The organism is Microcystis aeruginosa NIES-843 (genome assembly GCF_000010625.1).
GTDB lineage: Bacteria > Cyanobacteriota > Cyanobacteriia > Cyanobacteriales > Microcystaceae > Microcystis > Microcystis aeruginosa.
The window spans coordinates 793576-808201 of the sequence record NC_010296.1 but is presented as its reverse complement, the minus strand read 5'-3'; the positions used below and the strand labels follow the sequence as shown (position 1 = coordinate 808201).

Genomic DNA, 14626 nt, shown 5'->3' with positions numbered 1-14626 from the left:
GACTATACTTTTACTAACTATTAATATGTCCAATTTTGTTTCGTCTGTAGGGTGTAGGTTCCGTCGCGCACATTGACCCGATGGGGGATCAGCTTCAGGTCTCGGAAGATATGAGCTTGGTGTTGTAGGGCCGTCAGAGAGCGATCGTCGATCGGGATAATGGCACGTTCAGAGGCCCGTTGTTCGAGATTAGTCACGATCGCTGGATCGATCTCGTGGTGGGCTGCCAAGCGTCTCGTCGCCTCTAACTCCTGTTGTTTCGCCCAGGCACCCGCCTCGTTCACCTCTTCTAAAATCACCTTCAGTACATCGGGATAATCGCGTACCAATTCGGGAACCGCATAATAATAGGTCGGCACTTCTAGAGAGGCGTTTTCCCCGAAGATGCTCTCTAGATCGGCCAACGATCTTCCCGGATAGGTGCGCGTCTCCGTGGGGGAATAGGGAACCCAGACCACCCAAGCGTCGATCTCACCGCGACGAAAAAGCACAAGTGCTTCCGGTTGAGTCGCATACACCGGTTCGATATCGCTTAATTCTAGATTCACTCTCATCAGTGCGCGGATGAGGACATAATGGGCGCTCGAACCCCGATCGAAGGCGATTCTTTTTCCTTTTAAATCCGCCAACGTCTCTATTGGCGAATCCTCAGGCACGAGAATCGCCTGACCTTTCGGGGCGGTATATTTTTCCTTGGCTACCCGGACGAAGACGTGTTCCGCCGCTTGGGAGAAAATACTCGCCGTACCGCCACCACCGCAGAAGTCGATCGTTCCGTTGCTCAAGGCCTCGATCAGAGAGGAAGCGGCCAGAAAACTCGTCCACGTTACCGTCACCCCAAAGGGTTTTAAGCGTCTTTCCAGAAAGGCCTGGGCGCGGAGAACTTCCAGATTGGTCATGCCCTCGGGGTAGCCGATCTTGAGGGTTCCTAACCGCCGCGCTTGTTTGGCGAGGGGAGTGATATCGGAGGGGGTCGAGCGCTTGAACCAGCGATCGATCGCGATACAGAAGAGAATTCCAGCGATAAATAATCCCACGGTTTCCAATAGCCGGGGAGTGGTATTTCGGGGGAATTTAAAGCTATCGACGAGGTTGAGAATCAGGTTATCGGATCGAGAATTTTGACCGACGGCGATCGTGTCGGAAAATCCAGCCAGGAGAAAGCTCCCGACCAGACTGGTCAAAAAAAGCAGCGCGGGAAGAGCTGCCCGCCAATTTCGCCACGGTTTCCAGAGACACTTGATCGAACGGTGGAGCATGGGATTTCTCGCAGAAAACAAGATTTATTATCAGGAAAGGAGACAAGAGGGAAGAGTTTCCCAACTTGATCGGGAGAGGTTCCATTAGTTTTAAGTAGGTAGGCGTTAAAAATTATCAGATGCCCCCCTTATTAAGGGGGATCCCCCCGCCTATCGGCACCCCCCTTATCAAGGGGGGCAGGGGGGATCGAACCTAAAATCCATTTTTAATTTAATTATAACCAGCTACTTATCTACATACTATAGAAATCCACGACTCCTCGATTGTGTAACAAAGTACATTTATAAATGTATTGAAAATGATATAGTTTTAAAGTGAAATTGCGCCCGCATTTGAGAGATCGAGGTGGTATGGATGGATTGGTTGATCGAAATCGTCAAAATCGCGGTGGCCACCGGCATAGCCACCACCTTCGACGACAATATTTATCTAACCGGCTTCTTTAGCGAGGTAAATCGTACCTTTCGCCCGGTTCACGTTGTCGTCGGCGAGCTAGTCGGGTTTACGGCCTTAGTATCGGTGAGCTTGCTGGGTTTTCTACTCGGCTTAATCATCCCGCCGATTTATATCGGTCTTCTCGGAATCTTGCCGATCCTCATCGGTGTGAGAAATTTACTGACGTTAAATCGCGATAACGAGAGGGAAACCGCAGATCGCAAGGTGAATTTGCGAAGAAACGCCCGATTTCACGGATTCGCCTCCCGCAGACTATCCCTCGGTCAAGTCTTCAGCGATCGCCAAACCTATAAAGTTTCCGCGGTCACGATATCCAATGGCGGCAATAATCTCGGTATCTACATTCCCCTATTCGCCAATAGTACCGTGGCGCAGTTAGCCGTAATCATCCCGATCTGCTATCTAATCGTCTGTACTTGGTTATTTCTCTCCTATAATCTAACCCGCCAACCGGGGATCGCGGTTGTCCTCAGCCGTTATGCCAGTAAGCTTTTCCCTTTTGTGCTGATGTGGTTGGGGCTACGGATTATTCTCGATAACGGCTCCTATCGCCTGTTGATTCCCACCGGGTAAATTAGACCCCCCGTAAACGCCAATCTCCGGCTCCCACGGGAGTCAAAATTCAGGAAGAGAGAAGAAAAAATTAGTTGGTTTAGAGCAACCTTATCGAGAAAATCCCGATGAATGTATCACTGTTGCCAATTCGATCGCTGTTTCGTCCCTTTCGTTCCTTATCGGGGAGGAGCTTCCTTTCCTTCCTGTTAGTGGGACTGTTGGCAAGTCTCGCCCTCGCCTCCTGCGGGGGAATCGGCTCAAAACCGGAGGTGAAACTGAATCTCGTTTCCTTCTCGGTCACGAAAGCCGCCCACGACCAGATTATCCCGAAATTCGTCGAGAAATGGCGGAAAGAGCATAACCAAAAAGTCATTTTCCAGCGCAGTTACGGCGGTTCCCTGGCCCAGGCCGATGACGTGATTGCTGGGAAACAAGAGGCGGACGTGGTACATCTCGCCCTTCCCCTCGACGTGATGCGGATATCTCAAGCCGGCCTGATTAATCGCGGTTGGGAAGAGCGGGTTCCGAGAAGGGGAGTGGTGAGTCACTCGGTTGCGGCGATTGTCACGCGGGCGGGAAATCCGAAAAAGATTCAATCTTGGGCGGATCTGGCTAGAGAGGACGTTACGGTTCTATCCGCCGATCCGAAAACTTCCGGGATCGCTATTTGGCAGTTATTAGCCCTCTGGGGTTCGGTGACGCAAACGGGGGGCGAACCGCAACAGGCATGGGATTTTGTCCGCCGGATCTATCAAAAGATTCCCACCCTAGCCAGGGACGCGCGGGAAGCCAGCAATGCCTTTTTCCAAGAAGGAAAGGGGGATGTTTTAGTCACCTACGAAAACGAGGTAATTCTAGCGGCAAGAAATCAACCAGATACCAATTACTTAGTCCCCCCGGTCAATATCTCGATCGATAATCCCGTGGCGGTGGTGGATAGAAATGTCGATAAACACGGCACGCGAGAGGTGGCCGAGGCCTTTGTGAATTTCCTCTATTCCGAGCCGGCACAACAGGAATTGGCCAAATTAGGCTATCGCTCGGTCAATCCCTTCGTGGCCAAGGATGAAGGATTACAATTCCCGCCGATCGAAACTCTTTTCAACGCCCAAGATCTCGGCGGTTGGACGTTGATCGAAAAGGAATTTCTGGCCAATAACGGCATCTTTGAGCAGATTAAAAACCAGTCCGCTTCTTAACATTTTTCCCGCTTTAATCTATGAAATTCTCTCATTAGAACTCTTGCAAATTAATTATATGTTATAATGATGGGTTAACTAATTTTCCCCAAAAAATTAGTTAATCAGTACATTTGTCCTGAATGAAAACTTGAAGTTTAACTTTTAACTCAAAACTCTTTAGAGCTGCTTTAATTTGGTTATCAAAACCTCTTTATTTAAGCGGCACAAACTATCTCAATTATAAAAATTGAGAATAAATTCTCCTTGACTTGATTAATCTTTAGGCAACTTTTAAGAAGCTGCTATACCTATCCCTAACTCACAGTTATAAATAGCCGCCAACAAGTTAACTCTTAAACTATATCTTCGACGACGATTCCGATATTTACAGGATAAGATTTTAAAGATTTTGAGTTTCCTATTTATAGGTTCAATGATAATCCTTTCTTTGGCTAAAGCCTTGTTATACTCTTTTTCTAACTCTGTTAATTTTCTATTTTTCGATTTCTTTTTCGGTGTATAACTATTACTATGGTATGCAGCTATTCCCTGATAACCACTGTCTTCTATGCTGGTAGTTAAAGGATGAAAACGAACTCGACTTTTTTTAAATAAACTAAAATCATGACCTCTACCTTTCCCACAAAAGACACAGATAATTTCCTTTGTATTTTGATCAGCTACTAATTGGGATTTTAAAGTATGATAACCTCTTTTACCCCCCAAAAAATCTTTCTGTTTCTTTTGGGGGCGTTCAATGGGAGTTTCCGTTACATCCATTACCGTTATGACCGGTATCTCTGCTTGATTGAGTAAAGCTTTTTTTCCTTTTAAACGGAAGTTTCCCGATTGTAAAAGCATTTTTTCCGTCTTATTTACAATCCGACATATAGTTGATTCTGATAGTTCCCAGCTTGTACCAATGTGAAAATATGTTCTATATTCTCGCCAATATTCTAACGTTACTAAAACTTGTTCTTCTATAGATAGTTTAGGTTTCGGTCCCCTTTTAGATGGTGAATTAGAGTCGGCTTCAACACTTTTTACTGATTCTACCATCTTTCTATAGGTTTGTTTATACACACCGAAACGGCGTTTGAATTGTTCATCTGATAAGTTTTGATAATCCATAATTTTGCTAATAAACATAGCAAAATTATAGATGATTTCCTGACCTAAGATCACATTTTATTCTTTTTTCCACTTCAATCTAAGAATTGAGAAAAAAGCAAAACCTTATATTATACCATAAAAAAATTATGCAAGAGGTCTATTATTTTTTCCTGATCTCCCTTCTGATGGCCAGTAATTTGATCGCCGGTTGCGGTCGCCCGGCCGACTCGGCCGAGAAACAACCACCAGTCTCGATCGACGGTGGTGCGGTGGGTTTCGCCCTCTCCCTCGCCGTTGCCGAAGAATATCAGAGAATCCATCCCGACGCAAGGGTTAGCGTCGCCACCAGTGGAACCGGGGGCGGTTTTAGTAAGTTCTGCGCCGGAAATCTCGACATTGCCGGGGCATCGCGGGTGATCCGGAAAGAAGAGATCGAGAAATGTCGGGAAAACGGCGTGGAATTTCTGGAATTACCGATGGCGATCGACGGATTGGCGGTGATCGTCAATAAAAAAAATCAATTCGCCAAGTGTTTAACGATTAAAGAACTCGATCGAATGTGGAACACGAAAGCGGAGGGTAGGATTACCAGTTGGAAACAGATTAATCCCAAATTTCCCGACGAAAGATTATTACTTTTCGCCCCGCCTTCCGATACGGGAACCTTCGATTATTTCACCCAAGCGATCACGGGAAAACGGAGAAATAGCCGCACCGATTTTACCCCGAACCGCAATCAAAACGCCCTCGTACAGGGGGTAATCGGCAATCCATCCGCGCTTGCCTATTTAGGCATCTCTTTCTATATGCAGAACCAAGATCGATTGAACTTGGTGGCGATCGAAAATAATGAAGGAAAATGCGTCAAACCGGTCCCCATCGATAACGTTCTCCGCAATGTCTATAATCCCCTTTCCCGTCCCCTGTTTATCTACGTCAACAAGAATAATTTAAAAACGAATCCATCCCTGGAAAAATTCGTGCGCTTCTATTTAGAAAATTCCTGGAAATGGGTCGATGGCGTGGGTTACGTCGCTTTACCTGATGAGGCCTACGTCAAAACCCTGCGGAAATTCGAGCGCGGGGAAACGGGATCGAAATTCGGCAAAGCTAAACCGGGAGAACCGATCACGAACTTTATCTAAAAAAGGAATTTTGTCAAACCATGACCTTAACCCCGAGTTCTTTCGATAATTCTTTTTTCGCGGCAGATAATTCACTCCTCAAGCGCCCTGGCGACGATATTCAAGAGAAGATAATCGCGCTGATTCTCTTCGCTTGCGCTTTCGTTTCCGTGGCGACGACAATCGGCATCGTGGCGATTATTTTTAGTGAAACCTGGGGATTTTTTCAAGAGGTATCTTTCGCCCAATTCTTTCTCGATACCCGTTGGACTCCACTGTTCGCCACCCCTCATTTCGGCATCTGGCCGCTGATTAACGGGACATTTTTAACCACGGCCATCGCTATGTCCGTCGCGGTTCCTTTAGGCCTATCTTCCGCGATCTACCTCGCCGAATACGCAAAACCGAACCTAGCGGCGATTTTACGCCCTGCGGTGGAACTTCTCGCCGGGATTCCCACGGTGGTGTACGGGTACTTCGCCCTACTGGTGGTCACGCCCACTTTGCGGAATCTTTTCCCCGTCGAGATTTTTAACGCCCTCAGCGCCGGGTTAATGATGGGGATCATGATCACTCCCACGGTGGGATCGATTAGTTTAGACGCGATCCGAGCGGTTCCCCGTTCCCTGCGCGAGGGTTCCTACGCCCTAGGAATTACCAAGCTGGAAACGATTTTTAAAGTGGTTCTCCCCGCCTCCCTCTCCGGGATCATGGCCTCGATTATTCTGGGAATGTCCCGGGCGGTGGGGGAAACGATGACGGTGTTGATCGCCGCCGGCTCGCAACCCCGGCTTACCCTCAATCCCTTCGAGTCGATCGCCACGATGACCGCTTTTATGGCCGAGATTTCCGGGGGAGATGCGCCCCGGGGCAGTCTCAGTTTTAAAACCCTCTACGCAGTCGGCGCGGTGCTTTTTCTGATCACGCTGGTGCTGAATCTAGCCAGTTACTGGATCTCCCACCGTTTTAAAGAAAAATACGATTGATTTCCCATGGTTAAATCCTCTGTCAAATCCGATACCGTTGAATTTATCGACCATCTCGAACGCCGCGAGGCGATCGGCAAATTCTGCGAGTATCTTTTCCTCTTCGGTTTACTGATCGGTTTGTTCGTTCTGGCGCTGTTGGTGTTGAATATCGCCCACGATGGACTCGGACGACTCTTAACCCCCGGATTCCTCACGGAAACGCCTTCCCGTTTCCCGGAAAGGGGCGGTATCCGTCCGGCGATCATCGGTAGTTTCTATCTGGGAATTATCGTGCTTCTCGTGGCGGTCCCGATCGGGGTCGGGTCGGCTTTGTATCTAGAGGAATACGCCCCGAAAACTTGGTGGACGGCACTGATCGAGGTGAATATCGGCAATCTGGCCGGGGTTCCCTCGATCGTCTACGGCTTATTAGGATTAGCGGTTTTTAACTATCTGCTCAATTTTGGCCCGACGCTGATTTCCGGCGCGTTAACCCTTGCGCTTCTCTCGCTGCCAGTGATTATCGTCACGGCGCGGGAGGCGATCCGGGCGGTTCCCGATTCCCTACGCCAAGCCTCCTACGGTCTAGGCAGTACCAAATGGCAGACGATCCAACACCATGTTTTACCCTACGCGGTGCCGGGGATTCTCACGGGGGTGATTATCTCCGTGTCGCGGGCGATCGGGGACGCGGCTTCCTTAATGGTCGTCGGCGCGGTTAGTTTCCTCACTTTCGATCCTGGTTTATTCCAACGCTTTATGGCACTACCGATTCAAATTTTCAGCTATATCACCCGTCCCGAACCCGGTTTTGCTAATGCGGCGGCGGCCGCGATTATCGTTCTGATCCTGTTAATTCTCGCCCTCAACGCCATCGCCATCTATCTACGTCAACGTTATTCGACACTGAATTAGGGAAGGCAGCGGGCAAGGGGGTAGATACATAACCTTCCCTACTCCTGCACTCCCCACTTCTCCAGTACGGGAGGGTTTGCAAACCCGCCCCTCTAAAAAAACCATCGATTTTTAATAAACGATCAGGAGAATTTTTGCCATGACTACCCACCTTAACCCAGATCACAGTGTTTTCGAGGCGGAAGGAGTGAAAGTTTTTTATAACGGGTTTCTCGCTCTTGTGGACGTTCATATTAAAATTCCTGCACGAAAAATCGTCGCCTTTATCGGGCCGTCCGGTTGCGGGAAAAGTACCCTCTTGCGCTGCTTTAACCGAATGAACGATCTGATCCCCGGCGCCAAGGTGGAGGGAAAATTACTCTACCGAAATCAGAATATTTACGATTCGCAGGTCAACGCAGTCAAGTTACGGCGACAGGTGGGCATGGTTTTCCAACGTCCGAACCCTTTTCCCAAGAGCATTTACGAGAATATCGCCTACGCGCCCCGAACCAACGGTTATCAGGGAAATCTTGATGAATTGGTCGAGTATTCCCTGCGGCAGGCGGCGATCTGGGAGGAAGTAAAGGACAAACTGAAAGAAAAAGGAACGGCACTATCGGGGGGACAACAACAGCGTCTCTGTATCGCCCGTGCGATCGCGATGAAGCCGGATGTTTTATTGATGGATGAACCCTGTTCGGCCCTCGATCCCATCTCTACCCGTCAGGTGGAGGAATTGTGCCTACAACTGAAGGAAAGTTACACGATCATTACCGTCACCCACAATATGCAGCAGGCATCGCGGATCGCCGACTGGACGGCGTTTTTTAACACCGAAACCGATCCCTCCGGGAAACGCCGGGGAAAATTAGTCGAATTTAGCCCCACGGAAGTTATGTTCGGCAATCCGCAAACCGACGAGGCCCGGGAGTATATTACCGGGCGATTTGGGTAATTGAAACAGTAAAGAAGGCTGATAGTCTGTTTTTCAAAACCGTGCGCGGTTTGATCCCGAAACATCCCTTGGTATGAATATAAAAAACTGGATTTTCGCCATTTTGTTGGTTTTTGTCCCGATCTCGATCGCTGGGAATTTCCTCCATTGGGACGTGACGATCATTTTTCTGAGTGCCTGTCTGGCAATCGTTCCCCTCGCCGCTTACATGGGAAAGGCAACCGAGGAAATCGCCGTCGTGGTCGGACCCAATCTCGGCGGTTTACTGAATGCCACCTTCGGCAACGCTACCGAATTAATTCTCGCCTACGCCGCCCTGGAAGAGGGTTTGATCGAGGTGGTGAAAGCGACGATTACCGGTTCGATTATCGGGAATCTGCTGCTGGTAACGGGCGTATCGATGTTTTTCGGCGGATTACGCTATAAAGAACAGAAATTCCAGCCCGTGACCGCCCGTTTAAATTCCTCGTCGATGAATCTCGCCGTCGCGGCGATCCTCCTACCCACGACCGTTCAATACACCTCCGCCGCAATCGAGGAGAGCGTCCTACAGCGTCTCTCGGTAGCGGTGGCGGCGGTATTAATTTTTGTGTATTGCCTGAGTCTGCTGTTTTCGATGAAGACCCACACCTATCTTTACGAGGTGGGGGTCGCCGATCTCGATCAAGAGTCGGGGGAAGCGGTAAGCGTAAAAAAGCCGAATCTCTGGCTCTGGGTGGGGATATTACTGCTGGTGACCATCGGGGTGGCGGTCGAATCGGAATTGTTAGTTAATACCCTAGAGGAAGCCACGCATAAATTAGGATTAACGACCCTTTTCACGGGGGTGATCCTGCTGCCAATTATCGGCAACGCGGCCGAACACGCCACCGCGGTTAGGGTCGCCTTAAAAGACAAAATGGATCTGGCGGTTTCCGTGACGGTGGGTTCGAGTCTGCAAATCGCACTTTTTGTCGCGCCGGTTCTCGTAATCGCGGGTTATTTCCTCGGTCAGCCGATGGCTCTCGATTTTGATCCGTTTGAATTGGTCGCCGTCGCCGTCGCGGTGTGGCTGACTAACTCGATCAGTAACGACGGTCGCTCGAACTGGCTAGAGGGTATATTACTCGTCGCCACCTACGCAGTGATCACCCTTGCTTTCTTTTTCCATCCCGCACCGGGATAGAGCGATCGGTCGCACGAGATACAGTTTCTCCATCGGGATAGGTAGTAAAATTCCCCCGTTGCCGATTAATTGATCGGTTTCCCCTGCCATGGTGAAGGTAACGAACGGACGAACCCGACAGCTATCTTAAGGAAAAAAACGATGATCGAGATTGTGATTGCCATATCTACGGGTGTAGCAGCATTCGTCGCCACCAACCTCGACGATATATTGATCCTGACGATTCTCTTCAGCCAAACGGGGAGACTCTTCCGTCGTCGCGATATCGTCATCGGTCAGTATATCGGCTTTAGTCTGCTTGTTATTGCCAGTTTAGCGGGATTTTTCGGTTGCTTTCTCATCCCTACCCCATGGATTCGCTATCTAGGCCTCGTTCCTGTGATTCTCGGCATCTTTTCCCTTCTCAAAGAAGATGATAAGCAGCAAGAGCCGGAGAATGTCGAAGTGGACCTGGAGGGTGCGAAACATTCCCCCTTCGGTGGTTGGTTTGACCCGCGCACCTATAGCGTGGCTGCGTTGACCGTCGCCAACGGCAGCGATAATATCGGCATTTACGTTCCCCTTTTCGCCAGTAGTAGCGTAACAAGTCTGATCGTTATCGTCAGCGTGTTTTTGATTCTGGTGGGGGTTTGGTGTGCGTTCGCCTACGGGTTGACCAGTGTGCCGACCATCGCCACCATCCTAACCAGTCAGGGAAGTACCTTTGTTCCCTGTGTGCTGATCGGTTTAGGGATTTTTATCGTCAAAGAAAGTATTACCCTTGCATTTTTGGCCTTAGCAATTAGCTATCTCCGGGCGATCGTCGGTCGCAGTAAGGAACTTGCAAAAAAATAAAGTACCCACTTTCCGCACTTCTTAACATTCAATTGATAATTTTTACTAATACATTGCTTACAACCCTTTGCCAGTAAAGATTGTAGCTACAAGGATCGATTTTCATCAAGGTGAAGAATTGTAATTTGTTTTCTCAGAAAAAATCAATTATTGAAAATGTTCTCAATAGTAGTTTCTACAATGAAGCTTTTTCGTCAAAACATCTTGGGGAATGTAAAAATATATAAAGGTATATGAAGATGTGCGGAATGTCGGGTATAATACTGAATCCGTTGAGCATAGGCCACTTATAAGGACAGGCAATAGGCACTCTTGCAATAGGGGGAATAAATAATCAGTTTTTAATAAACGGATTTAGTATCATAAGGTTTTCATCGGTCTAGAGTGTATTGTAAAGTTTCAATACAAATATGGTCATATATAGTCATTCATGGCAATATGTACAGACAAAACTATCGGACTAGGCAAAAAAAACAGGAATAAGTTATCGAACGGCTTGGAGGTGGTGGAAACAAGGGAATTTAACAGGCTATCAATTGCCTTCTGGTACAATTATGACAACGGATGACAACCCTTCAAAACCCGACGCTGAGTTAAAAGACAACGGACAATAATGTTAGTAGCCGAAAGACACATTATCAAGAAAGGACATCGATTTTGTGCTGAGATAGATAATTTATCTTGGCAGTCTAAAAATCTCTACAACTCAGCCAATTATTTAATCCGACAAAACTTCATTTATGGTCATGGCTATTTGACCTATAATCAGATGGCTTCTCTCATGAAAAAGACAGAACAGTATCAAGCTTTACCTGCTAAAGTTTCCCAACAAGTTTTAAGAGGATTAGACAAAAACTGGCCATCATTTTTTGCCGCTTCATCGGAGTTTAAAAGTCACCCCGATAAATTTCTGGGAAAACCAAAAATCCCTGGCTATAAGGAGCCAAAAAAAGGACGAAATCTCTTAGTTTACACGATTCAAGCCCTAAGCAAAGTAGGTCTTAGGCAAGGATTTGTCAAACTATCAGGTACTTCAATTGCCTTGCCGACAAGAGTGGCGGAGCGCATAGCAGAAGTTAGAATAGTTCCTAAATGTGATTGTTATGTAATCGAGGTAATTTATGAGAAAACCGAACAGTTCTTAGCTCCTAATGAAAAGATAGCTGCGATAGATTTAGGCATAGATAATTTGATGGCTGTAACTTCAAATCAACCGGACTTTATCCCGTTTCTCTGTCATATTGACAAATTCTATTTACTATTATTTGAAGCTTATTGGTTATATTTAAAAAGGTTATTATATTTATAATATCTTGATTAATTTGTTGATCAAGAAGACAATCAACTGAAAGAGCTAATTGGGTAAGAAAAGCTCCCGCACAAGTGACACTCCAGCGATCCATACGTCCTGAATAGCCTTCACTCGCAAGAAATTCTTTGATTAATTGAACAGCACGGTGTCGTATCTCTAAGCTATAAAGAAGTACGACATAATCAGGATCGCGTGAAAAAGGACGCAGTATTTTACGTTCATTCGTCTCCGCATACAAAGCCGCTATACGAGCATCTCGCAACATAATAAAACAGTTGGGTTACTGTCCAGTTGTCTCTATTCTAGCTCGACCAGGAAAATTGTTAAAGAATTACTCTCAGTTACGAGTGCAAGACCTCCACCCAGAGCCAGCTAAATAGACATTATAAAGGCTCTTCGGTAATTGTTATGCAATGGACGGGGGTTATAAGGGATGGAACCCTTATATAGAAAGGCATTTAGCGATTTTTGTCAATTGTTTTTTATCTAGAGCGAACTAATCAATTAAGTCTCTTGCCAGATAAGGATTTAGTCGATTTATGCCACCCTATCGAACCACAACAAGTAACGAAGAGCCACAATAATTAGTCAGGGCGAAGTCGAATCCCACTAGGACTTATCAACTCTCCACCTCGACCTTCTTGATAGATAATCTGGCCTGATAAATTCTCAGGACTAACTATAATCACACGAACTCTTGAGCCATCGCTTTCCCAGTAACCAGAAGCACTCGATGTTCTCGTTCTAGGTGTCGTGTATCCACTGTTTATAAATGAAGAACAGGTCTGTTTAAAATCGCCTCCATCATAGAAAAAATATCTACACCTTTGATTAATACCCGTTCCCGAATCACTACGTTCTGAGGAGAAAGTTGTAACGCCTCTCTGAGAAATCAATTGTGCTTGTACTTGCTGAGAGTTTGGGATATCTAATATCTGAATAACTGAGAAGATACTGAGTATTAAAGTGAGAATTCTAGGTTTTGTCATTTTGGACACCTTAAATCGCAATTTGATCTAGATGGTCTAACTAGACATTAGACCAAAACTTTCCCCATATCAGACCAAATACAGATTTTTTTAAAAATCTTTCTGTATATTACTCTCAAATAGAGCGATCGCAAAAAAGTTTCCCCATAACACGACAATAAGCCTTTTATGGGGAAATTCAACTAAAACCCTAAAACCCAATACCCAACTGCCAAAACCTAAAGCTCAACAGTTAAACCCTAACAGCTAACGCACCGATCGAGCGATCAATCATTATTATAGAGACAGTAACAAATATTTATGAAACTTCATGCTTATTAATCGCCTTGGCATCGATCGCGGGAAAAAATTCCTTAAAGAGACTATCTTGTTCGGAAATGACCCTAATCCCGAATTAATTGGCATTTTAGGGGTTTATTTCGTACAGGGCATTCTCGGACTCTCCCGATTAGCGGTTAGCTTTTTTTTAAAAGACGATTTGGCCTTGAGTCCCTCCCAGATGGGGGCATTAATCGGAGTGGCGGCGATTCCTTGGGTGATTAAACCAGCTTTTGGCTTTCTTTCGGATGGTTTGCCTATTTTCGGCTATCGTCGTCGGCCCTACCTAATTTTATCGGGAATTCTCGGGGTTTTAGCTTGGTTGGCCCTAGCCACTGTGGTGGAGAATGCTTGGCAAGCGGCGGCGGCGATCCTGCTTGGTTCCCTTTCTGTCACCATTAGTGATGTCATCGTCGATTCTTTGGTAGTAGAAAGGGCGCGCAAAGAGTCCTTAACTCAATCCGGTTCTCTACAGTCCTTAACTTGGGGAATATCGGCGTTAGGCGGCTTAATTACGGCTTATCTGGGAGGTTGGTTACTGGCACACCTCGGTACTCGTCCTGTCTTCGCTCTCACCGCTATTTTTCCCCTGATTGCCTCAGCCATGGCGTTTTTAATTACAGAGGAAAAAATCAAGAATAACAATGATGCACAATCAACGCCGAAAGTCAAGGAGCAAATCGGGCAATTATGGTCAGCAATTAGACAAAAATCAATTTTATTACCCACTGCCTTTATTTTTCTCTGGCAGGCTACTCCTAGCGCCGATTCTGCCTTTTTCTACTTCACCACCAACGAGTTAGGATTTGAACCGGAATTTTTAGGACGAGTGCGCTTAGTCACCAGTTTAGCCTCGATCCTGGGCATCTGGGTATATCAACGGTTTTTAAAAGCGATTTCCTTTCGTTTAATTTTGGGTTGGAGTACGGTGATTTCTGCGCTTTTAGGGATGACTACCCTACTCTTAGTTACCCATACTAATCGAGCGCTCGGTATTGACGATCATTGGTTTAGTTTGGGGGATAGTCTCATCCTCACCGTCATGGGACAAATTGCCTTTTTACCCGTCTTAATTTTATCGGCCCGTCTTTGTCCCGTGGGCATTGAAGCATCTCTATTCGCTTTATTAATGTCCATCTGGAATATGTCAGGATTAGTTTCCCAAGAAATCGGCGCTTTATTAACCCATTGGTTGGGAGTCACCGAAACTAATTTTGATAACCTTTGGTTATTGGTGGTGATTACTAATCTCTCTACTCTCCTACCTTTACCCCTAATTAAATGGCTACCTTCTACGGATCCCCAATCTCAGGAAGTCAAGAAAACTTTTCCCCCCGCAGAAGTCTTTGAACATCATGTTACTGGTTCTTTAGCTGAACCCGGTTTTATTCCCGAACTTGTCCCCGAATTAATCGACACAAGAGATTGACAGTTCAGAAAAGGGGTTTCTCAAAGAAACCCCTTTTCTATGGCATTCATCTTGCTTAATTGAGAACAGT

At 46.5% G+C, this 14626-nt stretch carries 12 protein-coding genes; 10 read left to right on the top strand and 2 right to left on the bottom strand.

From position 1 onward, the window contains the following. Window positions 1-20: 20 nt before the first annotated feature. The gene (locus MAE_RS04110) at window positions 21-1259 is read right to left on the bottom strand and encodes a sulfonate ABC transporter substrate-binding protein (protein WP_012264447.1); all 1239 of its coding nucleotides are present in this window, start codon (window positions 1257-1259) and stop codon (window positions 21-23) included. A gap of 355 nt (window positions 1260-1614) precedes the next feature. On the opposite strand from MAE_RS04110, the gene MAE_RS04105 reads away from it, so the two are divergent. Both MAE_RS04105 and MAE_RS04100 read left to right on the top strand, forming a co-directional pair. Further along, complete coding sequence (locus MAE_RS04105; RefSeq protein WP_012264446.1) at window positions 1615-2289, top strand: cadmium resistance transporter; 675 nt, start codon at window positions 1615-1617, stop codon at window positions 2287-2289. A 107-nt stretch (window positions 2290-2396) separates the two neighbouring features. Beyond that, window positions 2397-3470 carry a sulfate ABC transporter substrate-binding protein gene (locus MAE_RS04100; RefSeq protein ID WP_012264445.1) on the top strand — a complete coding sequence of 358 codons (1074 nt, stop codon included), beginning with the start codon at window positions 2397-2399 and terminating at the stop codon, window positions 3468-3470. A gap of 273 nt (window positions 3471-3743) precedes the next feature. Here MAE_RS04100 and MAE_RS04095 read toward each other — a convergent pair whose 3' ends face one another. Continuing rightward, the gene (locus MAE_RS04095) at window positions 3744-4601 is read right to left on the bottom strand and encodes an IS5-like element ISMae4 family transposase (protein ID WP_012264419.1); all 858 of its coding nucleotides are present in this window, start codon (window positions 4599-4601) and stop codon (window positions 3744-3746) included. A 110-nt stretch (window positions 4602-4711) separates the two neighbouring features. Here MAE_RS04095 and MAE_RS04090 point away from each other — a divergent pair, with 110 nt between their 5' ends. From MAE_RS04090 to MAE_RS04055, 8 genes are all read left to right on the top strand, one after another. After that, complete coding sequence (locus MAE_RS04090) at window positions 4712-5710, top strand: PstS family phosphate ABC transporter substrate-binding protein (protein ID WP_012264444.1); 999 nt, start codon at window positions 4712-4714, stop codon at window positions 5708-5710. A 20-nt stretch (window positions 5711-5730) separates the two neighbouring features. Beyond that, on the top strand, window positions 5731-6675 hold the full coding sequence (gene pstC, locus MAE_RS04085; RefSeq protein WP_012264443.1) for a phosphate ABC transporter permease subunit PstC: 945 nt from the start codon (window positions 5731-5733) through the stop codon (window positions 6673-6675). 6 nt (window positions 6676-6681) lie between these two features. Further along, window positions 6682-7572 (top strand): phosphate ABC transporter permease PstA, encoded by an 891-nt coding sequence (gene pstA / locus MAE_RS04080; RefSeq protein ID WP_002738206.1) that lies wholly within the window; start codon window positions 6682-6684, stop codon window positions 7570-7572. Between the two features lie 139 nt (window positions 7573-7711). Continuing rightward, window positions 7712-8509: a phosphate ABC transporter ATP-binding protein PstB gene (gene pstB, locus MAE_RS04075; RefSeq protein ID WP_012264442.1), complete on the top strand. Its 798-nt coding sequence runs from the start codon at window positions 7712-7714 to the stop codon at window positions 8507-8509. Between the two features lie 73 nt (window positions 8510-8582). Continuing rightward, entirely contained in the window at window positions 8583-9674 is a 1092-nt protein-coding gene (gene cax / locus MAE_RS04070) for a calcium/proton exchanger (RefSeq protein ID WP_012264441.1), read from the top strand. Between the two features lie 141 nt (window positions 9675-9815). Continuing rightward, a complete protein-coding gene (locus MAE_RS04065) occupies window positions 9816-10508 on the top strand; it encodes a cadmium resistance transporter (RefSeq protein WP_012264440.1) in 693 nt (230 codons plus the stop codon). 613 nt (window positions 10509-11121) lie between these two features. Beyond that, a complete protein-coding gene (locus tag MAE_RS04060; RefSeq protein WP_012264438.1) occupies window positions 11122-11817 on the top strand; it encodes a transposase in 696 nt (231 codons plus the stop codon). Window positions 11818-13119: 1302 nt separating this feature from the next. Continuing rightward, window positions 13120-14556 (top strand): folate/biopterin family MFS transporter, encoded by a 1437-nt coding sequence (locus MAE_RS04055; protein WP_012264436.1) that lies wholly within the window; start codon window positions 13120-13122, stop codon window positions 14554-14556. Window positions 14557-14626 lie beyond the last annotated feature (70 nt).